Source organism: Chryseobacterium oryzae (assembly GCF_022811665.1).
GTDB lineage: Bacteria > Bacteroidota > Bacteroidia > Flavobacteriales > Weeksellaceae > Chryseobacterium > Chryseobacterium oryzae.
The window spans coordinates 1,399,831-1,420,169 of sequence record NZ_CP094529.1; the positions used below are offsets into that span (position 1 = coordinate 1,399,831).

The 20,339-nt window shown below is 32.5% G+C and carries 21 protein-coding genes and 1 pseudogene; 4 read left to right on the top strand and 18 right to left on the bottom strand.

The window, feature by feature from the left end; genetic code table 11:
* Positions 1 to 573: 573 nt before the first annotated feature.
* From MTP08_RS06490 to MTP08_RS06505, 5 genes are all read right to left on the bottom strand, one after another.
* Positions 574 to 1,611, bottom strand: a complete 1,038-nt coding sequence (locus tag MTP08_RS06490; protein ID WP_243577581.1) for a T9SS type A sorting domain-containing protein — start codon at positions 1,609 to 1,611, stop codon at positions 574 to 576.
* A 2-nt stretch (positions 1,612 to 1,613) separates the two neighbouring features.
* On the bottom strand, positions 1,614 to 2,447 hold the full coding sequence (locus MTP08_RS06495; protein WP_243577582.1) for an NHL repeat-containing protein: 834 nt from the start codon (positions 2,445 to 2,447) through the stop codon (positions 1,614 to 1,616).
* Between the two features lie 17 nt (positions 2,448 to 2,464).
* Positions 2,465 to 4,339, bottom strand: coding sequence for a T9SS type A sorting domain-containing protein (locus tag MTP08_RS06500; RefSeq protein ID WP_243577583.1), 1,875 nt, complete (start codon positions 4,337 to 4,339; stop codon positions 2,465 to 2,467).
* An 89-nt stretch (positions 4,340 to 4,428) separates the two neighbouring features.
* The gene (locus tag MTP08_RS14765) at positions 4,429 to 4,737 is read right to left on the bottom strand and encodes a T9SS type A sorting domain-containing protein (protein ID WP_394803772.1); all 309 of its coding nucleotides are present in this window, start codon (positions 4,735 to 4,737) and stop codon (positions 4,429 to 4,431) included.
* 247 nt (positions 4,738 to 4,984) lie between these two features.
* Entirely contained in the window at positions 4,985 to 5,209 is a 225-nt protein-coding gene (locus MTP08_RS06505; RefSeq protein ID WP_243577584.1) for a toprim domain-containing protein, read from the bottom strand.
* A 79-nt stretch (positions 5,210 to 5,288) separates the two neighbouring features.
* Here MTP08_RS06505 and MTP08_RS06510 point away from each other — a divergent pair.
* The 3 genes and pseudogenes from MTP08_RS06510 to MTP08_RS06520 all read left to right on the top strand — a co-directional run.
* Positions 5,289 to 5,534, top strand: a pseudogene (locus MTP08_RS06510) (transposase); the annotation flags it as partial.
* A gap of 883 nt (positions 5,535 to 6,417) precedes the next feature.
* Positions 6,418 to 6,609, top strand: coding sequence for a hypothetical protein (locus MTP08_RS06515; protein WP_243577585.1), 192 nt, complete (start codon positions 6,418 to 6,420; stop codon positions 6,607 to 6,609).
* 260 nt (positions 6,610 to 6,869) lie between these two features.
* Positions 6,870 to 7,403, top strand: coding sequence for a P-loop NTPase family protein (locus MTP08_RS06520; protein WP_243577586.1), 534 nt, complete (start codon positions 6,870 to 6,872; stop codon positions 7,401 to 7,403).
* Between the two features lie 320 nt (positions 7,404 to 7,723).
* Here the strand turns inward: MTP08_RS06520 and purF are convergent, their stop codons facing one another.
* The 6 genes from purF to MTP08_RS06550 all read right to left on the bottom strand — a co-directional run bounded on the left by purF (position 7,724) and on the right by MTP08_RS06550 (position 13,153).
* The gene (gene purF / locus MTP08_RS06525) at positions 7,724 to 9,223 is read right to left on the bottom strand and encodes an amidophosphoribosyltransferase (RefSeq protein ID WP_243577587.1); all 1,500 of its coding nucleotides are present in this window, start codon (positions 9,221 to 9,223) and stop codon (positions 7,724 to 7,726) included.
* A gap of 134 nt (positions 9,224 to 9,357) precedes the next feature.
* Complete coding sequence (gene purC, locus MTP08_RS06530) at positions 9,358 to 10,077, bottom strand: phosphoribosylaminoimidazolesuccinocarboxamide synthase (protein WP_209389344.1); 720 nt, start codon at positions 10,075 to 10,077, stop codon at positions 9,358 to 9,360.
* A 27-nt stretch (positions 10,078 to 10,104) separates the two neighbouring features.
* On the bottom strand, positions 10,105 to 10,803 hold the full coding sequence (locus MTP08_RS06535) for a DUF3307 domain-containing protein (RefSeq protein WP_243577588.1): 699 nt from the start codon (positions 10,801 to 10,803) through the stop codon (positions 10,105 to 10,107).
* 3 nt (positions 10,804 to 10,806) lie between these two features.
* Positions 10,807 to 11,412 (bottom strand): SatD family protein, encoded by a 606-nt coding sequence (locus MTP08_RS06540; RefSeq protein WP_243577589.1) that lies wholly within the window; start codon positions 11,410 to 11,412, stop codon positions 10,807 to 10,809.
* A gap of 390 nt (positions 11,413 to 11,802) precedes the next feature.
* Positions 11,803 to 12,063 (bottom strand): VOC family protein, encoded by a 261-nt coding sequence (locus MTP08_RS06545; RefSeq protein WP_317233007.1) that lies wholly within the window; start codon positions 12,061 to 12,063, stop codon positions 11,803 to 11,805.
* Between the two features lie 52 nt (positions 12,064 to 12,115).
* The gene (locus MTP08_RS06550; protein ID WP_243577590.1) at positions 12,116 to 13,153 is read right to left on the bottom strand and encodes a M28 family metallopeptidase; all 1,038 of its coding nucleotides are present in this window, start codon (positions 13,151 to 13,153) and stop codon (positions 12,116 to 12,118) included.
* 151 nt (positions 13,154 to 13,304) lie between these two features.
* On the opposite strand from MTP08_RS06550, the gene MTP08_RS06555 reads away from it, so the two are divergent.
* Positions 13,305 to 14,444 carry an aminotransferase class I/II-fold pyridoxal phosphate-dependent enzyme gene (locus MTP08_RS06555; RefSeq protein WP_243577591.1) on the top strand — a complete coding sequence of 380 codons (1,140 nt, stop codon included), beginning with the start codon at positions 13,305 to 13,307 and terminating at the stop codon, positions 14,442 to 14,444.
* An 85-nt stretch (positions 14,445 to 14,529) separates the two neighbouring features.
* Here MTP08_RS06555 and MTP08_RS06560 read toward each other — a convergent pair whose 3' ends face one another.
* The 7 genes from MTP08_RS06560 to MTP08_RS06590 form a co-directional block, all read right to left on the bottom strand.
* Positions 14,530 to 15,138, bottom strand: a complete 609-nt coding sequence (locus tag MTP08_RS06560; RefSeq protein WP_243577592.1) for an inorganic pyrophosphatase — start codon at positions 15,136 to 15,138, stop codon at positions 14,530 to 14,532.
* A 21-nt stretch (positions 15,139 to 15,159) separates the two neighbouring features.
* Positions 15,160 to 15,672 carry a DUF7935 family protein gene (locus tag MTP08_RS06565; protein WP_243577593.1) on the bottom strand — a complete coding sequence of 171 codons (513 nt, stop codon included), beginning with the start codon at positions 15,670 to 15,672 and terminating at the stop codon, positions 15,160 to 15,162.
* A 126-nt stretch (positions 15,673 to 15,798) separates the two neighbouring features.
* Positions 15,799 to 16,731 carry a phytanoyl-CoA dioxygenase family protein gene (locus tag MTP08_RS06570; RefSeq protein WP_243577594.1) on the bottom strand — a complete coding sequence of 311 codons (933 nt, stop codon included), beginning with the start codon at positions 16,729 to 16,731 and terminating at the stop codon, positions 15,799 to 15,801.
* Between the two features lie 73 nt (positions 16,732 to 16,804).
* Positions 16,805 to 17,713 (bottom strand): hypothetical protein, encoded by a 909-nt coding sequence (locus MTP08_RS06575; RefSeq protein WP_243577595.1) that lies wholly within the window; start codon positions 17,711 to 17,713, stop codon positions 16,805 to 16,807.
* Positions 17,710 to 18,387, bottom strand: coding sequence for a RadC family protein (gene radC / locus MTP08_RS06580; protein ID WP_243577596.1), 678 nt, complete (start codon positions 18,385 to 18,387; stop codon positions 17,710 to 17,712). The genes MTP08_RS06575 and radC overlap by 4 nt, the downstream gene beginning before the upstream one ends.
* A 63-nt stretch (positions 18,388 to 18,450) precedes the next feature.
* The gene (locus tag MTP08_RS06585) at positions 18,451 to 19,119 is read right to left on the bottom strand and encodes an ABC transporter ATP-binding protein (protein ID WP_209390644.1); all 669 of its coding nucleotides are present in this window, start codon (positions 19,117 to 19,119) and stop codon (positions 18,451 to 18,453) included.
* Positions 19,120 to 19,173: 54 nt separating this feature from the next.
* On the bottom strand, positions 19,174 to 20,337 hold the full coding sequence (locus MTP08_RS06590) for a sensor histidine kinase (RefSeq protein ID WP_243577597.1): 1,164 nt from the start codon (positions 20,335 to 20,337) through the stop codon (positions 19,174 to 19,176).
* Positions 20,338 to 20,339: the final 2 nt, after the last annotated feature.

A 20,339-nucleotide genomic window follows, 5' to 3' on the forward strand; every position in this document is an offset into this window, starting at 1 on the left:
AGATTTCTGAGACAAAATTGAGTGATAAAACCTTCTAAAACAATAGCAATCAAAACGTTTGGTTCAAAAACGATTAATCTGTACTTAGCTGAAAACGATGGGGATTAAAAAAGAAAGATTAAGTTGAATCCGTAATCTTATTTAAAATTTTGAGAATAATAAAAAAACAAGTTCCGCAGTTTTTTATCCCTTTTTTCAAAAAGGCAAGATCGTCATTGTAGTACAACTTGAAAAGTTTGTACGTACAATGACACATCTTGCTGTATTAGATTTTACTGTATCAGATTTTTAGATTTGCAGAAGTTAAAAATGAATTCTGTTAGATTTGCGTTTAAGAGAAAAAAAGTAATATGAGTAAATTTTGAAAAGTATACTCTTCAGGAATTATAATAGCACGTTTCTCATCAAGATCATGTCATTATAAGCATTTGAATAATTCACCCTGTCTCATTTTACACATCCTAAAAAATAACCTAGTGCTATTTTATTCAGCTTAAGAACCAACGATATCTGAAAAAAAAAAAACCGCAAAGATTTTGTCTTTGCGGTTTATAAATATTTATTCCGATAAAGTTATTTTTTCACCACCTTCTCTGTCACGACAGCCTTTTCCGTTTTTACTTTCACATAATAAACACCTGCTGTCAAATCACTCATATTAATTTGTGCATTTTTACTCTCTAATCTTCCTCTTAAAACACTTTGCCCAACGGAAGAATACACTTCATAGCTTTCCAAATTATTTTTGCTTTTGATCGTCAGGAAATCCTGAACAGGATTTGGATAAAACTGTAGAACAGCTTCAGCAGAGGTTTCTTCTACCGAAAGGTTACTACAAGGTGTCTTTGCATATTTTGTAAAGAAATTCTGAGATTTTCCCGCTGTAACATTTATCACCATAGTTGGTACATTATCATTAGCATCAGTAAACAATTGCTGATGGAAAAAACCACCTAAAACATAATTCCCGTCATTATCAACTGTTATTGCAGTAAATTCATCTGTAGTTCCTGAGTTGCTCCAAACTTCTCCCATTCCCAAGACTGCTCCTGAATCTTTGTTTAAACGAACCAAAATCGGGTCGACACCATATCCACTAGGTCGAACTAAGGAGTAGCTTCCCCATACAGAGCCTGCAGTACCGTGGGCAAAACCTATTTCATTAGCATTTTGTGCAAGTCTGCCTTTCATAAAACGATAGCCTTGTGTATTAACGCTGGTAGGTATTGCGTCTGGAATTTTAGCCCACTGAACATTACCTGCTGAATTTAACTTCATTATAAAAGGTATATGTCCAAAATATGTCACAGCAGGGAAAGTATAACTTCCAAAAGTAGCTGTTGAATTTAAAGAAGAGTACCGACCTGAAATATAAATGTCTGAGGTGTTTGCATCTTTGATAATAGAATGAATTTCATCATCCATAGTTGTTTGCCCATTGTCCAATTCCTTTCTCCAAGCTTCTGAGACTGTACTTCCTGAAACATTAAATGCAAGAAGAAAAGCCTGTTTGTTGAAAGAAGTATTATTAAAAGAAAAATCTGTGAAAGTACCAGTATCACCTCTTATTCCTGCTAAATAATAACGACTCAAGGCTTCATCATATACCATATTTACTTTACCTTGTTCAAGTCCTGAATAAGACTTCCTGTAATAGGCAAAAGAACAGGAGTTGCGGGTGTCATATTCCCAGTGGTACTATTATAATTAAATTTTACTAAGTAATATTGATAAGTATTTGTGAAACTTGAAGGAACAGTAATGAGACCATCCAAATGCGTTCCTGCTTTAAATCCTAAAATGGCATGAATGTTTTTTGATGAATCCATACACATCATTTGAGAATCACTTTGACGCAGTAGAAAATTCACATTCCCTTGTAAAGGCTTGTTCCAAACTAAATTCCCAGTAGATGAATTATATTTTAGAAGATAAGATGTTTTAAATCCTGCATCTTGAGTTGTCGCATCCATTGCGGTAATAGCTGGTAAGGTTTGACTGTTATCTAAATGTGTCGGGATTGAGCTTGTTTGGTAAGAATATCCTTCATTCCAAAGGCTTGCTAAAAGATATACTCCACCATTATTATCAACCTCAATATTCCATGCAGAATCAAGATTACCAGTTCCTCCAATTACCGTACTCCATCTTAAAATCCCTTGACAATCTGTAGAGTATATAATTAAATCACTATTTCCATAATTTGGTACTGATGTCCCATCAACATTTTGTCCCTGATTCCAAATTTTCGCCAAATAATACGTGTTATTATCACTATCAACAACTACATCTCTTATAGATTCATCTGAAGTATAAGTAAACCCAGAATTGCCAGACCCAGTCTGTCCTCCAGCTTGTTTCGCCCATTGCCATTGATACGTTTGGCTGATAAATAATCCCGGCAAAATGACTAAAACTGCACACCATTTTTGTAAAATTCTTTGCATAGTTATTGGTTTTTATTCTATCTCTTCACCACCTTCTCCGTCACGACAGCCTTTTCAGTTTTTACTTTCACATAATAAACACCAGCTGTCAGTCCACTCATATTAATTTGTGCATTTTTACTCCCTAATCTTCCTCTTAAAACACTTTGCCCAACGGAAGAATACACTTCATAGCTTTCCAAATTATTTTTGCTTTTGATCGTCAGGAAATCCTGAACGGGATTTGGATAAAACTGTAGACCAGCTTCAGCAGAGGTTTCTTCTACCGAAAGGTTACTACAAGGTGTCTTTGCATATTTTGTAAAGAAATTCTGAGATTTTCCCGCTGTAACATTTATCGCCATAGTTGGTACATTATCATTAGCATCAGTAAACAATTGCTGATGGAAAAAACCACCTAAAACATAATTCCCGTCATTATCAACTGTTATCGCAGTAAATTCATCTATGGTTCCCTGATTACTAAGAACGTCACCCATTCCCAAGACTGCTCCTGAATCTTTGTTTAAACGAACAAGAATTGGATCTGCTCGATCACCGCTTGGTCTGGTCATATTGTAGCTTCCCCAAGCACTTCCCCAACTTCCATGAGCAAAGCCTATTTCATTACCGTTTTGAACAATTCGACCTTTCATGAAACCATAAGTTGCATTACCAACGGTTCCTGGTGCCCCATCTGCAATCTTAGACCATAGGACATTTCCGGCTGAATTTAGCTTAACAACAAATGGAATGTGTCCATTGTATGACGTCGTCGGAAAAGTATAATTTCCAAAAGTTGCTGTTGAATTTACAGAAAAATATCGACCAGATATATAAATATCGGAAGAATTAGTATCTTTAATAATGGAGTGAATTTCTTCATCAGAATTTGCATTGCCAGCTTCAATTTCTTTTCTCCAAGCTTCTGTTACGATAGTGCCATTAACATTAAATGCCAAGAGATATGCTTCCTTTGTAAAAGAAATATTATTAAAGGAAAAATCAATCAAATTACCTGTACTACCTCTTGTTCCAGCTAAATAATAACGACTCAAACCTTCATCATATACCATATTTACTTTACCGTGTTCAAGTCCCGGATAAAGACTTCCTGTAATAGGCAAAAGAACAGGAGTTGCGGGTGTCATATTCCCAGTGGTATTATTATAATTAAATTTTACTAAGTAATATTGATAAGTATTTGTGAAACTTGAAGGAACAGTAATGAGACCATCCAAATGCGTTCCTGCTTTAAATCCTAAAATGGCATGAATATTTTTTGATGAATCCATACACATCATTTGAGAATCACTTTGACGTAATAGAAAATTTATATTGCCTTGTAATGGCTTATTCCAAATTAAACTACCGGTAGATGAATTGTATTTTAATAGATAGGATGTTTTAAATCCTGCATCTTGAGTTGTCGCGTCCATTGCAACAATGGCTGGTAGCGATTGACTATTGTCTAAATGTGTAGGAATTGAGGTTGGCTGATATGAATATCCTTCATTCCAAAGACTTGCTAAAAGATATACTCCACCATTATTATCAACCTCAATATTCCATGCAGAATCAAGATTACCAGTTCCTCCAATTACCGTACTCCATCTTAAAATCCCTTGACAATCTGTAGAGTATATAATTAAATCACTATTTCCATAATTTGGTACTGATGTCCCATCAACATTTTGTCCCTGATTCCAAATTTTCGCCAAATAATACGTGTTATTATCACTATCAACAACTACATCTCTTATGGATTCATCTACAGTATAAGTAAATCCAGAATTTCCAGACCCCGTCTGGCCACCAGCTTGTTTCGCCCATTGCCATTGATACGTTTGGCTGATAAATAATCCCGGCAACATGACTAAAACTGCACACCATTTTTGTAAAATTCTTTGCATATTATAATATTTTGTATTTGAACTTTAAACTTAGTAAAATAATTATGAAAATGCAGTGTTTATTCTCAAAACATTGCATTTTATAATGATTATTTTTTAATTAACTTACCTTGAAGTGCTTTTCCATTTGTATGGACAATCACAATGTAGACGCCTTGAAGCCACTCATCAATTGGGATTTCCAATTCTCCTGATGAAGATTTTAATTCTTTAACGAATTTAACTGTTCCTCTCGCATCAAAAATCTGAATCTGTTTTGCTTTTTCTTCCTTATTGCCTGTGTTAAAAGAAACATTTACTTTTTCTTTCGCAGGATTAGGGAAAATTTTTATTGTAGATTCTGAAACAGAGGACGATACATACTTATGGCTGGATGATTTATTAATATAATCCGGTATTTCAACCTTGGTTACTTTATTTTCATCTTTATTAGAGTTGAATTGCTTGAATTAATCGTAAGATCAGCCGATGAATTTGACGTAACAAAAAAAGTATTATCAAAATACCATGTATTACATTGTTTGACGAATATGCGCTTGGCACGTATAGAGTAATACATCTCCTTTAAAAAAAGACTTGGAACCTAAATATTTGTAGACGGTACCGTATCAGAAATTTTTATTTTTGATTAATCGATCTCTATTTTCATTCGCAATACCATCCATTCAGATCTTTAAAACCGTTATAAATCAAAGAACAGTCTTCCACATTTTTATATTGACTTAGCATTTTTGCTGTAACAGATTTCCCATTGCTATCATTATCCAAGAACAATGATATTTTATTATATTTTTTCAGTTCGTTTTCAACTCTAAAGAACATCGAAGTGGAATTAAGGATTAAAGAATCTGAATTTTGTTCTTTTTTCATATTTCTATACGTAAGATAATCAAAAAAACCTTCAAAGACTGTAATTTCATCAGATTCACTTTTTTGTGTTCTGACCGTTTATGCGAGTATAGAACTACACATACCGATGAGAAGCAATCAAAAAAAATATCAAAAACAGAAATATACTTTCAGAAAATCCAGAAAAAGAATTGAGACTTTATTCTCTCAACTTTGTGACCAATTTAAAATCAGAAATAACTACGCAAAATCTTTTAATGCTTTTAAAACAAGGATATTGAGTAAAATAACAGCTTTAACTTTCATTCAGTTTGTAAATGTTTTCGTTTTCAATAGAGAAATGAATAAGAATACTGATGTTCCTCAGGCATTGCAGGCTGCTAACGATTGGCTATTAATAAGCTGTTACACAGGACAACGTTTCTCTGATTTTATGGGTCTTGAAACCAATCATTTGAAAAATACAAAAGGTACAATATGTCTCTTATTTATACAGCAGAAGATTTTACTACCATTGCATCCTACAGTAATCAATAAATTGACAAAAAATGGAGAAATTTTTCCTCAACTAATGGATATTCAGCATTATAAATCTAAGATAATAGAAATAGCCAGACTTGCATGTATTAACGAAACCGTAAATGCAAGAAGAAGATTTGGTTTCCGTTCGCATGATGTGGAAATGGAAAAGTGAAATTGTCTCCAACCATATAAGCAGACGAAGTTTTGCGACTAATTTACCCACGCCTCTCCTAATGGACGCTACCGGGCACAGCACCGAACAGATGTTTCCGCAGTAAATCAACCCAGTCGACAATAATAGAATCTAACATTTTGACAAAATTTATATGGAACGAGCTTTAAGTTTGGTTTTGTCTTTATCTAAATAGATGGTATTGTTTATAATTTGAAAAAAATAAATGTATTTAGCCGCGGCTTACAATTAACTTTTCCATTTTACTTTCAAAGAATTGTTTCATAAACAAAAAGCCATACGCACAGTCAAGTATTATTTAGTTGTGTTTTATAAACGTATATTTTATACTCTCCATATTTATTTAGAAACTTAAAAACAAGATTAGCTTACATTTGTGTGTAGCTAAAAGGTATATCGACCCAAAGAAATAAGATAATAATCATAGAAAGCTGTAGGTAATAGTCAAGAAACCAAAACACTGAACTCTTACCTTAAAACTTTGGAATAGGAAGTTTACGATTTCCACTACCTGATGATAAAAGAAGAAGATTTTGTAATAGCAGAGAGTTTAAAATCTAAACTGCTTGGAATAGATATTGAAAGAAGAATGCTTATTCCCATTTTTCAGAAACATAACAAAAAAGTGGAAGTTTCAGATAGATTGAGTCAAGTTATTGATATTTTCTTTTCAGTTGTTATACTGGCTTTGCTTATGTTGATGTGAAAAATTATCTAAGTCTCATATTAATTTGTGAATAGATGCTAACAAATGAATATTTACAAATCGGCAGAAAAGCAATACTAAATTACTATTGAAATTATCTCAATAATTTCACTTACAATTAAGAATTAAACATGTCCAAACACACAATCCTACTCTTTTCTATTTTACCTATTTTTGTAATTTATTTTATAGAAAAAATATCAAATCTGTCTCTCTTATCTTGAGCTATACTAACTATAAAAAACTGTATAAAAGTAATTATGATTAAATTGCAGGAATTAGGAAATCGAATTTGTATAATTGGACCTAGCTCCAGTGGAAAATCTACATTAGCAAAAAAATTAAGTGAAAGACTTAACCTTCCAGTCTGTTATCTGGATCAGATAGCGCATTTTCCTAATTCTAATTGGAAACGTAGAGAAAAAAAAGATCTAAAGATAGATCATGATATTTTCCTTAAAAATAATAGATATTGGATAATTGAAGGAAATTATAGTTTTCTAATGACTGACAGATTTTCTAATGCAACTACTGTTATTTGGCTGGATTTTAAAGTGACAGGAACGTTAATTAGATATTTTATAAGGACTTTTAAAAATTCTAATAGCCGTATTGGAAATCTTGATGGAGTAAAAACACAAATTAGTTTGAAATTTGTTAAATATATTGTTTTTGATGCACCAAAAAATAGAAAAATATATAAAAAATTAATTGATCAATCAAACATAAAGCTACTTTATATTGATTCCTTTCATCATTTAAAAAAGTATTATAAAAAGTGGAATCTACATTAACCCTTAACTTACAGAGTAAAGCTACTTTTAATCTTGTTGATTTTTTGTAAGTTATCCTAGTTAATTCAAAATGAGATAATTATAGGGTATTACAATTTAAAATTAAAGTTGTACAAAAACTTTTAAGAAGAATTAAATAAGTAACTTTAAATTTGATAATGGGGAATTAAACAATTGACCAAAAATTAAATAAATTAATTCTAAAATCAATATTAGTAATATTTAAAATTCAATTATCAAAGTTGTTATAATATTGATTTGTATATCTAATGAAACAACCGTCATTTAAATAACGGTTGTTTATTTTTAGCACTATTTATTTAATTAAACAATTCTACTTCTTCTCCTTTTTCTACAGGATATTTTTCTGTAAAACAGCCAAAACAGTGGTTAGAAGAACCCAAAATTTCTTTTAGACTTTCAACACTCAAAAATTCTAAAGAATCTACTCCTAAATAATCTCTAAGCTCTTCAATAGACATGTTGGCAGAAATTAAATCATCTTTTGAAGGAGTATCTATTCCTAAATAACATGGTGCAATAATTGGCGGAGAAACACTTCGGAAGTGAATTTCTTTTACGCCGGCATCTTTAAGAATTTTCACCAATCGTTTAGAAGTTGTACCACGCACAATAGAATCATCAATAATAACAACTCTTTTACCTTTAATTTCAGAAATAATTGGATTGAGTTTCAGGTTCACTACCCTTTCTCTCATTTCCTGGGTTGGAACAATAAAACTTCTACCTATGTATCTGTTCTTAATTAAAACCGGACGGAACGGAATACCCGAAGCTTTAGAAAAACCAATAGCAGCCGGAACTCCCGAATCGGGAACACCAATCACCACATCGGCTTCCAATGGGGCCTGTTCCCAGATTTTCTCTCCAGATTTTTCTCTTATTTCATACACGTTGATATTTTCTAAGGAAGAATCGGGTCTTGCAAAGTAAATATATTCAAAAGAGCATATTCTCTGTTTACCTTTTTCTTCATCTACCATGTAAGAATGAAGTTTTCCCGGTTCATTTTCATTGGTGTAAATAATTTCTCCAGGCAATATATCGCGAACATATTGTGCACCCACTGCATCTAAAGCCACAGATTCTGAAGCAACAACATAAGAATTCTCATTAATTGCTCCTAAAACCAAAGGTCTGATTCCGTTAAAATCCCGAAATGCGAAGAATTTGTTTCTCGTCATTCCTACCACAGAATAGGCACCTTCAATTTTTTCCATTGTTGCTTTAATTGCGGAACGAAGGCCAAGATCAAGATTTTTTTGAATTAATCTCAAAATAACTTCAGAATCGGAAGTAGCCCGGAATACCACTCCTTCTGCTTCCAATTCTTTTTTCAGCTCTTTGGCATTGGTAAGATTCCCATTATGTGCAATGGAAAGTATAATCTGGTCGTATTCATTTTTGGCGAAAAATGGCTGAAAATTATACTTCTTTTTGTCTCCTGCAGTGGTATAACGTGTATGTCCGATTGCAGAATTTCCCATAAAAGTTTCCGGATCCGAGATCTCTTTGTAAACATCTAAAACCAAACCTTCATCTTTCATGTTGGTAATTTTACCGTTTTTAAGAACGGAAATACCACATGCTTCCTGACCTCTGTGCTGCAATGCAAAAAGCCCGAACTGAGAAAGAGAAAACGTATCCAAATCGTCGTCCGAATACATACCAAATATTCCGCATTCTTCGTTAGGTGCGTCTAATCTTTCTTCCTCCTGCGTTCTGAAAAGATTTCTTCCGTAGGTTTGGGTTTCAAATTGTTTTAAATATTCACTTTTATGAATGTCTAAACTTTTCATTTCTATTTTTTCTATTGATGCTAGAAGTCAGATATCAGATCTTAGTCTAAAAACTAACTTCAGTTTAATTTTGTTAAATAACAAATCATTTTCAGAGCTAAAAATCTAGCATCTGATGCCTGACATTTGAAATCTTACTTATTAAGTACAGCTTTCAATCTATTGTATATCTCAACATAAGCTTCAGTAACTTCGCCAAGATCTCTTCTGAATCTGTCTTTATCCAGCTTCTTCATGGTATCTTTATCCCAAAGTCTGCAAGTATCAGGAGAAATTTCGTCTGCAAGGATGATTTCACCGTCAGCAGTTTTTCCTAATTCAATTTTGAAGTCAACCAAGATGATGTTCATTTTGTCGAAAAGGTCGATCAGGATTTCGTTGATATCAGAAGTTAATTCATACATTTCATCGAGTTCTTCATACGTTGCAGCTCCTAAGAAAACTGCGTGATGATCGTTGATAAGCGGATCTCCCAACTCGTCTTTTTTGTAGCAGATATCGAAGATGGTTACAGGAGATTTAATTCCTTCTTCCACTCCTAATCTCTGTGCCATACTTCCTGCAGAATAATTTCTTACTACCATTTCCAAAGGAATAATAGAAACTTTCTTTACCAATTGCTCTCTCTCGTTCAATTGTTTAATGAAATGAGTCTTAATCCCTTTTTCATTCAAATATTCAAAAATAAGAGTGGTAATAGCGTTGTTCATTTCGCCTTTTAAATCTACAGATCCTCTTTTCTGAGCATTAAATGCAGTAGCATCATCTTTAAAACGTACTACAACTTCATTAGGATTATCGGTAGCAAAAACTTGTTTCGCTTTACCTTCGTACAACATTTCTTTCTTTTCCATTTTATAAAATTACTTTTTTAGATAGATTTATATTTTAATTAAAATTCCAGTTAAAATTGCCATTCCGAAACTTAATAAAGTCCCGATTAATACATATTCTGTAAGTTTTCTCTGTTTTGCCTGTGCCAAGTCGCTGAATCTGAAAACAGATTTCGCAGCAATCATAAAACCTACTCCTTCCCAGTGGTTTACGGTTATGAAGGTAAAAACCATTAATCGCTCTAATATTCCAATATATTTTCCTGCATTCGAGAGAGATTCATTCTGATTGTTTCCTTCTTCTTCTGTTACGGGAGTCCAAGATGATAATAATATCTTTATAAAAATTGATGCAGGTGTTGTTAAAAATATAACAGCCATCAAAATTTTTAAATAATTATGATTTTTAAATACTTCAAGATTAAATTCCTTAAAATAAAAAGAAAACAAAGCAATCACCAAAAGGTGTAATGCCTGATCGATAAAAAACCAGTTTTTTTTGGTTTCAGCAGTTTGAAATTTTAATTTACAGACATCTATAATGAAATGCGAAATTCCCACTCCAACAGCAACCCACCAAAGTTCAAGATTCCAAAGGAAAATAAAACTCAGAATAGTGTGAATGAGTACATGAAAGTATAAATATTTGCTTTTCAGAATTTTACTTTCTTTATCTGCAACCCAAGCGTTTGGCTGAAGAATAAAATCTCCAATTAAATGTGCTGATATGAGTTGTGCGAAAATCATTTTTTAAAGCTCTGAAATTTTCTTTTTAAAATACTGATTGGTTTCTACGATAAGTTCGTAATTGGCACGTTTCAGCCTTTGGCTTACAGAAGATTGCGAAATATTGAATTTTTTTGCCAAATCTTCCTGTGTACTGTTGGGATTCATAATCATTTCGTGGATGATTTCTGAGGTAGCCATTGTCCAGTTATCAAAATCTTTTGAAGCCCATTTCAGAAGGATATTCAGATCGCAGTCTACAGAATCGTTGGATGTTTTTATAGAAACGGTATGTCCGTCACTTTTCAAGTCATTGAGTAATCTTCCTGAATTTACATAAGCAGATCCGTTAGATTCGGTGATTTTTTCGGAAGAAAAATTTTCGTCTCCGATGCCAATGGCAATTCTAACGTCTAAATTTTCCTGACTTTTTATTAATGATTTTATGGCTAAAAAACACCAAAAAACATCATCTATTTTGCATTTCAGCTGAAATTCGTCTCCTCTGTAAATTTCCCATACTTTTGGTGCACTTCCCCATTTTTCAAGAAGATTTTTAAGTCTGGTAATCCATACTTCTGTAGCAGAATGCTGTGAATTGATAATATCTCCGGTAATAACGGCAATCATTCTGCAAATATAATCATTATAACTTATAAATAAAAACTATAAGTAAAAAACCTTATAAATAGTCATTATTATGTGTAAAGCTTATATCATGTAGATCCATCAACAAAATATGGTTTATAAGTTGTGAATTTTAACATTAAGTTCATCAACCGTATAAAAAATATTGTCTACATTTACTCTGCAAAACAAATCCAAATGAAATTTACTTTTGCTTTTTTCGTACACGAAATTGCAATTAAGTTTAAAATAAAAATTTAAGCACAGCATCGTCGGCTGTGCTTTTTTGTTGTTGTCTAACTAAAAAATGAGATGTTTTTATCTACTGAGTCCGTTCCTAAAGAGCGGACTCTTTTATTGTGAATATTTCTTTTCCACTGAAGAAAATATGATTTAAGAAGAAAAAAATTCACCAAAATACCACAAAATACCTGAAGGATCGTGCACAAAACATTCTTTTCCCCAATCCATCATTCTAACAGGAGTTAATTTTACACCAGAATACTTTTCTGTTAAATTTAAGGAGACTAAATCATTCCAAAATTTGTCTGTATCTTCAACTTCCACAAAAATCATGGTATTATCTATCCATTCTTTAGCATTGTAATCCTGAAGGTAAAACGCAAAATTTCCTTTGATAAAAACTGATTTCAAAATTTGAAGCTCCGATGAAAGGTCTAATCGATTTTATACTGATGTCCATCCGCTATTTTTTATCTACAACAATTCTTTCTTTACGATTTGCCAGTTCCCAGGCTGTTGCGAAAATAAGCTGAGTTCTTTTTTGCAGTAAAGGAAAATCTATTTTTTCTACATCATCTGTTGGCTCATGATAATCTTCGTGAATTCCGTCAAAGAAAAATGCAACCGGAATATTATGTTTGGCAAAATTGTAATGATCTGAACGGTAATACAGTTTTTCAGGATCATTAGGATCATCGTATTTGTAATTCAGTTCAAGATTGTTAATCTTGATGTTTGCTTCTTCAATAATGGTTTTCAACTGTGAACTCAACATTTCTGAACCAATTACATACACATAATTTTTGCCTCTATTTTCCGGATCATCCCGACCAATCATATCAATATTAAGATCGGCAACCGTATTCCCAAGAGGAAAAACAGGATGATCTGAATAATATTCGGAGCCAAAAAGCCCATGTTCTTCACCGGTTACATGCAGAAAAAGTATAGATCTTTTGGGGCCATTTCCTGCCTTTTTAGCCGTCTGAAAAGCTTTTGCAATCTGCATAACTGCTACAGTGCCGCTCCCATCATCATCTGCACCGTTATAAACAACATTATTTTGTGTTCCTACATGATCGTAATGGGCAGAAATCACAATAATTTCCTCCGGTTTTTCGCTTCCCTCAATAAAGGCGAGAATATTTTCGGAATCGGGTAAATTAGAACCACCTTTTTGTTGCATATAAGATGCAGGAACTTTCTGATAATAAGATCCCAAAGACTTTGGAAAAGAAATCCCAAGATTTTTGTAAAAACGAATCATATATTCACCTGCTTTTTTCTGTCCGCGACTTCCGGTATCTCGTCCTTCCATTTCATCGGAGGCAATAACGGTTAAATTTTGCTTTAAATCCTCAAGTTTAATTTCTTTAAAGGCAGATAAAAAACCAATCTCTTTCGGATTTTGTTTTTCCTTATTTACTTCATTATTAACTTGTGTAGTAACACAGCTCAACAACAAAGAAATGGCTAAAAGCGGAATGAATATTTTTTTCATAGAAATTATTTGAAGTTTTAAAATATTATACTTGAAATTATTAATCAGTTAAAAAGAAGAATATTTATAAGTCTATTTTGCTTTAAAATTAACAAAAAAAATCAAATTGTTTTGCAGATATTATTTTTTTATATATTTGATATAAGACTATATGGCAAAAATTTACGAATTTAATGACTTTACGTTTTTTACTGAAATGTCGGAGTTGGCTTCGAGACATCAAAGTTATGATTTGTCGTTAGGACTTCCCGATTTCGAGGTAGATTCTCGGCTGAGAGAGTATCTGAAAGAAGCGGCAGATTTATGTTCGCACCGTTATGAATCTCTTACGGGAAATGCAATGTTAATTGACGGAATTATTACTCTGCATTCTAAAAGAAATCATCGTTTAGATTTAAAAAAGGAAGAAATTAATATTGTTCCCTGCTCTACTTTTGCGTTGTTTACAGCTTTAAAATCTATCCTTAATTTTGGAGATGAAGTTATTGTTATTCAGCCGTCTTATTATACTTATGCTCCTTCTATCACAATTAATGGTGGAATTCCCATTTATTATGACCTTGAAGAAGATTTCAGTGTAGATTGGACAAAACTTCGTGATTGTATTTCGAAAAAAACGAAAGCCATTATTGTAAATTCACCCCAAAATCCAACGGGTAAAGTCTGGAAAAAGGAAGACTGGGATCATCTTTATGAAATTATTAAGAACGAAGAAATTTATTTGATTTCAGAGGAAATTTACGACATTTACTGTTACGATTCTGTATACCATTACAGTTCTTTTCTTCATCCGGAGCTTAAAAAAAGAACATTCTGTATATTTTCTTTCGGGAAAATGTTTCATGCAACAGGCTGGAAAGTAAGTTATCTTATAGCAGCTGAAAATCTGTTGGAAGAATTCAGAAATTATCAACAATATATTTCTTACAGTACCAATGCTCCGTGCCAATATGCGATTGCCAACTTTTTAAAGATTTTTGAACCTGAAGATAACAGAAAACTGATGCAGGATAAAAGAGATACTTTCAATCATTTGTTGCAATACACCCCTTTGAAAACTGAACAAATCGCAGAAGGTGGTTTTTTTCAAATCGTTAATTTTCGTGAAGTAAATAAAAAAATGACGGATGTTGAATTTTCTAAATGGCTTACTGTAGAAAAGAAAGTATCATGTTTACCACTTTCAGCATTTTATAATTCCAAACAAGATTCTGATTATATAAGATTCAGTTTTGCAAAAAAGGATGATGTCATTATTCAGGCTCTGGAGCATTTAAGCAGAAACCTTTAGATAAAAGAAAAATGACCATCTTAAACACAAAAAAACAGATGAAATTATTCATCTGTTCTTCTATTTTATTTTGAAAATTCAAAGACTATCCTCCAAATTTATCCGAATAATCTTTTTTAGATGCTTCAATTACCTTTTTAGCATGATCTGCACCGTAAATTTCCTGAATTCTGCATTTTGCAGGCTCATCCGGTAAATTTTTATAGGTTAGGAAATAGTGCATCAATCTGTTTACTTCAGCCTTTGGTATTTCTGAAATATCTCTGAACTGTCCGAAAACATGATCGTTTACCAATACAGCAACAATTTTATCGTCTGCTTCGCCACCATCAATCATCTTGAATCCACCAATTGGGACAGCTTCCAATAAAACACCTCCAGTAATGTTATGAGAACTCAAAACACAAATATCCAAAGGATCGTGATCTCCGGTAGTAACATCTGTTGCACCGCTTTCTACAGCAAGTTTCATTACTTCTGTATCGCAATATGTTTTAGGTACAAAACCGTATAATGCAGGGATGATATTAGAAAATTTCTGAGGTCTGTCTATTTTAAGATAACCTGTTGTTTTATCTATTTCATATTTAATAGTGTCTGAAGGAACAATTTCCACAAAAACATTCACAACGTTTGGCGAATCTTCTCCCGCAGAAATTCCGTGCCATGGATGGGCTTTAAAATTTGGAATCATGATTTTTTATTTATTTTTCAATTAAGCAATGATTATAATTTCCCTTCTTAAATCTTCAATGGTAGCACCAATAAAATCGTTTTCATTTATATAATTCATAATGAAAACAGTTTTAAATTCATTAAGATCGGGATTGTTGTTTAAACTTGTATACGTTTTGTGCAATAAGTCTATAATGGCATTTTTAGAATCTACAATATTCTGCCAAGAATTTTTGGTAATATACAACTGCTGCGATGCATTATATTCGAATTCTTCGTTGATCGTTTTCTCGGTAAGAAAAATGAATTCGTGCACTGCAAGATCTTTATCGAACTTCAAAATAAGGTTGGAAGGTTTTATTCTTTCCAGAAAAAGAGTCATTCTTTCGTAAGAATGGGTTTTGTTTTCGGAGTTAGATTTTACAGAAAGCAGTTTTAGCTCCTGATTTTTTAAATTAATATAGGTATGCACAAACTGTCGCAGCAAAACCAAAAAAGGTATTGCAATAACAAGTGCAGCAGCATACGGAAGATAATCTGAAAAGTTTACCATAATTTAAGGACGCAAAATTAATAATAAAATATGTTTTCGGAATGCTTTTTCGGATAAATCTTTTTCAGAGTGAAATATATAAATTTTGAAGACATATTAATGATTATAAAAATCTAATTCAATTTTTTAAACTTCAAATAAGGCAGGTCTTTGAGTAACTTCATGATAGCATATACTTTGCTCATCAAAATAATGATAAACAAGGCTTTTTCTTGTTCTGCTTTTATCAATATGAGGTTCGCCACCATGCAAAATATTGGCATGCCATATTAAAAGATCTCCTTTTTTTGCTCGGAAAACTTCTTTTTTAAGACCTAATTCTTTTACTTTTCCCTCCAAAAATTCTTCATAAGCTTTATAGCTTTTTTTACCAATTTTCAGGAAACTTCCTTCATTATCGTAATCGGAATTCAGGAAATAAGGAAGTTTATGGCTTTTAGGAATATAATGTAATGCGCCATTGTTTTCGTCTACATCTTCTAACGCGATCCAAACTCCGAGTAAACCGCCCAACGGATAAGTAGTCATGTGAATGCTGTCTGAATGCGTTTTCTGCTGACTTCCATTAATAAAATTAATGCTCTGAAAAAGTTTGGCATCTCCATCCATTAAAACCGATAAAAATTCTAAAAGTTTTGGGTCTGTTCCTATTTTTTTCAATATTTCTGAATGATGAATGACAAACATCAGTTTTCCTGCATAACGAAATTGTATCGTTCCGTCTTTTAAAAGTCGGTCTATTTCGCTATTTATGTTATCTACCGTTTCAGAACTCAGATAATTCTTTAAAATAAGATAGCCATTTTCATCGAAACCTTGTGCACTGATCTGATTTTCTTGGCTTAAATTTTTGTAAAATTCAGTATTAAAAAGCTTCTGAGCATTCAACTGTCTTTCTTTTTCGGGAAGATGTGCAAAATCTTTGCTCGAAATGCTCGAAAAATAACTTTTATTAATCCCAAATTTTCTGTAAAGCGGAATATTATGTTTGAGTTTTTTCTTATTGAAAAAGTTATAAATAACGTATGGAAGCTTGTAATTACGGATTTTCTTTAGCATTACGTAAATGGTTCATAAAACAGATATAAATGTAGGGAATAATATTTAAAATGCTGTTTAACCAACTATTAAATTAAGATTTCATGATAAATTTCAAGCTAAGCATTTTTTTGATAAGATCTTTTTTGGAATAGCTGATGGAAGTATAAGGACGAAGTTCTGGCCGGAATCCACGAAAAAATTCTTCAACATTCGGAATTTCTCCTCCTTCAAAATCAAAAATACGTTGGCTGATATTTTCTTGTATGCTATGATCTATTAATGTGGAAGCTCCCGAAACTTTTACAAAATCTTTATCGTTAAAAGTGCCTAAAAGTGCAACCGTACAATCATCCATATAAGTAATAATTACATTAATTACTTTTTCTTTCAAAAAAAACGCAGATAATTCTATACAGCCATTAATATCCATTTTCTTAAAAATATTTATGAAAGAGGCAACATCAGCTTCTTTGCTAGCTCCCAAAAAATTTTCTCTGATAAAATTTTCCACTTCGATAAAATTCACCTTTCTGATTTCAGAATTTTTAACAACTTCATCATCCAGACGGAGCTTTCTTTTTCTTTTCGGAGAGTATTGCGAAAATACCGTTTTATAATCTTTAGGAGTAATGAGGAAGTTTTTTTTGGTCGTAAGAGAAGTTTTAAATTGATTAAACTCATTAAAATTGTAAATCCTGATCAGATAATTTTGAGTTAAATACTTCAGAAAAGCTTCATTAATTTCAATATGATCTTGTTTTGAAAATATTCCTAACTGTTGACAAAGCATTGGGTTATGAACTATTTTCTTTCCCATTTTTTGTACAAACGGAACGGGCATTACCGCTTCATAATCGTTGTAAATCAGGAGTTCCCAATGTTTATCTGAAGTAATATCTAAGAATAATTTTGTTGCAGAATACTTGCGTTGAACAGAGTTTTCCAGACAATTGGAATATTTTTCAAAATCAATTTCGTGGTACTGTAATCTTCTAATCATAATAAACCTTCATCGGCAAAGCTAAGATAAGAGTTTTGAGTAATAATTAAATGATCCAAAAGCTGAATATTCATCAGGTTTCCTGCATCTTTTATTTTTTTGGTAATACTAATATCTTCAGCACTCGGTTTTTTATTTCCGGAAGGATGATTGTGAGCAATAATAAGACCTGTAGAAAAATGTTCTAAAGCAGTTTTAAACAAAATTCTAACATCTACAATAGACTGGCTTATTCCGCCTTGGGTTAATTGCGAAAAGTGAATTACTTTATTGCTTTGGTTTAAGAAAACTGCCCAAAATTCTTCTGTTCTGAGATCGGAAAGATGGATTTTCAAAATATCATAAGCCTCTTTGCTGCAAGAAATTTGTGGCTTCTCTGGAATTTCTTGTGCAGACCGTCTTCTGCCAATTTCTAAAGCAGTGGCAATAGAAATAGCTTTTACTTCGCCCACTCCTTTAAATTTCATTAAATCTTTTATGGTAAGAAGACTCAACTGATGCCAATTGTTATTCACAGAATTCAGAATTGTTCTTGCCAGTTCCACAGCGGATTCTTCCCTACTGCCACTTCCCATAATGATGGCTAAAAGTTCTGAATCTGAAAGAGAATTTTTACCTTTCAGGAGGAACTTTTCTCTGGGACGGTCGTCTTCAGCTAAAAATTTTATAGACATCTTGTTTGTGTTTTCTTTCACACAAATGTAATAAAAAAAAGCTTAAGAACTTAAGAAGAGATGCTATTCGATAATCATTCCGTCTTTCATCACTAATTTGCGGTCGGTAATTTCTGCCAACTGCGGGTTGTGAGTTACAATTACGAAAGTTTGGTTGTATTTATCTCTCAAGTCGAAAAATAGACGATGAAGATCATCCGCATTTTTTGAGTCTAAATTTCCGGTAGGTTCGTCTGCGTAAATAATTTTTGGTGAATTAATTAACGCTCTTGCAACTGCAACTCTCTGTGCTTCACCTCCGGAAAGCTGATTGGGCTTATGATTAATTCTATGTGCTATTTTAAGATCTTCGAAAAGCTGTTGTGCTTTTTCCATCGCATCTTTTTCGTTGCTGCCGGCAATTTTTGTAGGAAGCAAAACATTTTCTAAAGCAGTAAATTCTGGTAATAACTGATGAAACTGAAAAACAAAACCAATATTTTGATTTCTGAATTTTGAAATCTGCTTATCATTCATATTGATGAAAGACTCACCATTCAGGGTAATTTCTGTGCCGTAATTTTTAGGGTTAGACGCGCTGTCTAATGTTCCTAAAATCTGAAGAAGAGTAGATTTTCCTGCTCCGGATTCTCCCACAATAGAAATTACTTCGCCTGTTTTAATATGGATATTAACACCTTTCAATACCTCCAGATCTCCATAAAATTTATGAATATTAGTCGCTTTAATCATGCTTCAAAAATAGTGAAAATTTTTACTTTCTATAACGAACTTTTTTTCGTTTTGCTAAGATCCTTCCTTTTTAATGAGAATTCTAAATGTTGTCCCTTTGCCAATTTCGGTCTGAGAAATTTTAATATCTCCGTTGTGATATTCCTGCACTACTCTTTTGGCTAAACTTAAACCTAATCCCCAACCTCGTTTTTTGGTAGAATAACCCGGTTTAAAAGCATTATTTGCCTGAGATTTTGTCATTCCGCTGCCGCTGTCTTTTACTTCAACTAAAATATTTTTATTCCGTTCGAAAACAGACATTTGTAAGGTTCCTTCACCTTTCATAGCATCAACAGCATTTTTTACCAAATTTTCAATTACCCAGCTCATTAAAATTTTATTGTGCGGAACCAAAATTTTATAGGTAGGAATCTGTAACGTGAAATCTATTTTTTTTGAAATTCTTGTTCTGAGATAATCAAAATTATCCTGAATGGTTTTATTAAAATCAAGATCATTCAGTTCAGGAACAGATCCTATTTTAGAAAATCTTTCGGATATTGTTCTCAGACGTTCGATGTCTTTTTCGATTTCTACAACACCTTCAGAATCAGGATTTTCAAGTTTCATAATTTCCATCCATCCGATCATCGAAGAAAGCGGCGTTCCTATTTGGTGTGCAGTTTCTTTGGCTAAACCCGCCCAAAGATAACCTTCGTCTGTCTTTTTTACTGTTCTTAAAAACCAAAAAGAGAATAGAAAATAACTCAATACAAATAATCCTAACAGATATGGAGAATATTGCAGATAATTGAGAACTTTTGAGTTGTCGTAATAAACAAACTGATCGTTTCCTCCCTGTACTTTTATTTCGATGGCAGGATATTTTTTTTCCATTTTTTTTGCGAGTTCTACCACATCTTTCGTTTCTGTTTTAAAATCTTTCGGAAGATTTTTAAACTCTATAACCTGATCGTTCTTATCCAGAATAATTACGGGAATTGTGGTATTAGAACTGTAAATATTAAGCAGTAAACCCTGAACTTCCAAACTTGGTGTAACGGCATCCTGCTGAAATTTAATCGCATTTACCAAAATATCTACCCTTTTTATTTCTTCTTTTTTAAGATAATTAATAACCAAAGTAGACGAAATAACGATAGAGATAACCACTAAAGTCATCATTGCAAAAATAAACCAGTTATTGAATCTGGCAAAAATAGACCGTTTTTTCAATG

Excerpts from the sequence above, each read along its gene's own strand:
- MTP08_RS06490 (WP_243577581.1), bottom strand. The coding sequence starts at position 1,611 with ATGGTATATGATGAAGCCTTGAGTCGTTATTATTTAGCAGGAATAAGA.
- MTP08_RS06495 (WP_243577582.1), bottom strand. The coding sequence starts at position 2,447 with ATGCAAAGAATTTTACAAAAATGGTGTGCAGTTTTAGTCATTTTGCCG.
- MTP08_RS06500 (WP_243577583.1), bottom strand. The coding sequence starts at position 4,339 with ATGCAAAGAATTTTACAAAAATGGTGTGCAGTTTTAGTCATGTTGCCG.
- MTP08_RS06505 (WP_243577584.1), bottom strand. The coding sequence starts at position 5,209 with ATGAAAAAAGAACAAAATTCAGATTCTTTAATCCTTAATTCCACTTCG.
- MTP08_RS06515 (WP_243577585.1), top strand. The coding sequence starts at position 6,418 with ATGATAAAAGAAGAAGATTTTGTAATAGCAGAGAGTTTAAAATCTAAA.
- MTP08_RS06520 (WP_243577586.1), top strand. The coding sequence starts at position 6,870 with ATGATTAAATTGCAGGAATTAGGAAATCGAATTTGTATAATTGGACCT.
- purF (WP_243577587.1), bottom strand. The coding sequence starts at position 9,223 with ATGAAAAGTTTAGACATTCATAAAAGTGAATATTTAAAACAATTTGAA.
- purC (WP_209389344.1), bottom strand. The coding sequence starts at position 10,077 with ATGGAAAAGAAAGAAATGTTGTACGAAGGTAAAGCGAAACAAGTTTTT.
- MTP08_RS06535 (WP_243577588.1), bottom strand. The coding sequence starts at position 10,803 with ATGATTTTCGCACAACTCATATCAGCACATTTAATTGGAGATTTTATT.
- MTP08_RS06540 (WP_243577589.1), bottom strand. The coding sequence starts at position 11,412 with ATGATTGCCGTTATTACCGGAGATATTATCAATTCACAGCATTCTGCT.
- MTP08_RS06550 (WP_243577590.1), bottom strand. The coding sequence starts at position 13,153 with ATGAAAAAAATATTCATTCCGCTTTTAGCCATTTCTTTGTTGTTGAGC.
- MTP08_RS06555 (WP_243577591.1), top strand. The coding sequence starts at position 13,305 with ATGGCAAAAATTTACGAATTTAATGACTTTACGTTTTTTACTGAAATG.
- MTP08_RS06560 (WP_243577592.1), bottom strand. The coding sequence starts at position 15,138 with ATGATTCCAAATTTTAAAGCCCATCCATGGCACGGAATTTCTGCGGGA.
- MTP08_RS06565 (WP_243577593.1), bottom strand. The coding sequence starts at position 15,672 with ATGGTAAACTTTTCAGATTATCTTCCGTATGCTGCTGCACTTGTTATT.
- MTP08_RS06570 (WP_243577594.1), bottom strand. The coding sequence starts at position 16,731 with ATGCTAAAGAAAATCCGTAATTACAAGCTTCCATACGTTATTTATAAC.
- MTP08_RS06575 (WP_243577595.1), bottom strand. The coding sequence starts at position 17,713 with ATGATTAGAAGATTACAGTACCACGAAATTGATTTTGAAAAATATTCC.
- radC (WP_243577596.1), bottom strand. The coding sequence starts at position 18,387 with ATGTCTATAAAATTTTTAGCTGAAGACGACCGTCCCAGAGAAAAGTTC.
- MTP08_RS06585 (WP_209390644.1), bottom strand. The coding sequence starts at position 19,119 with ATGATTAAAGCGACTAATATTCATAAATTTTATGGAGATCTGGAGGTA.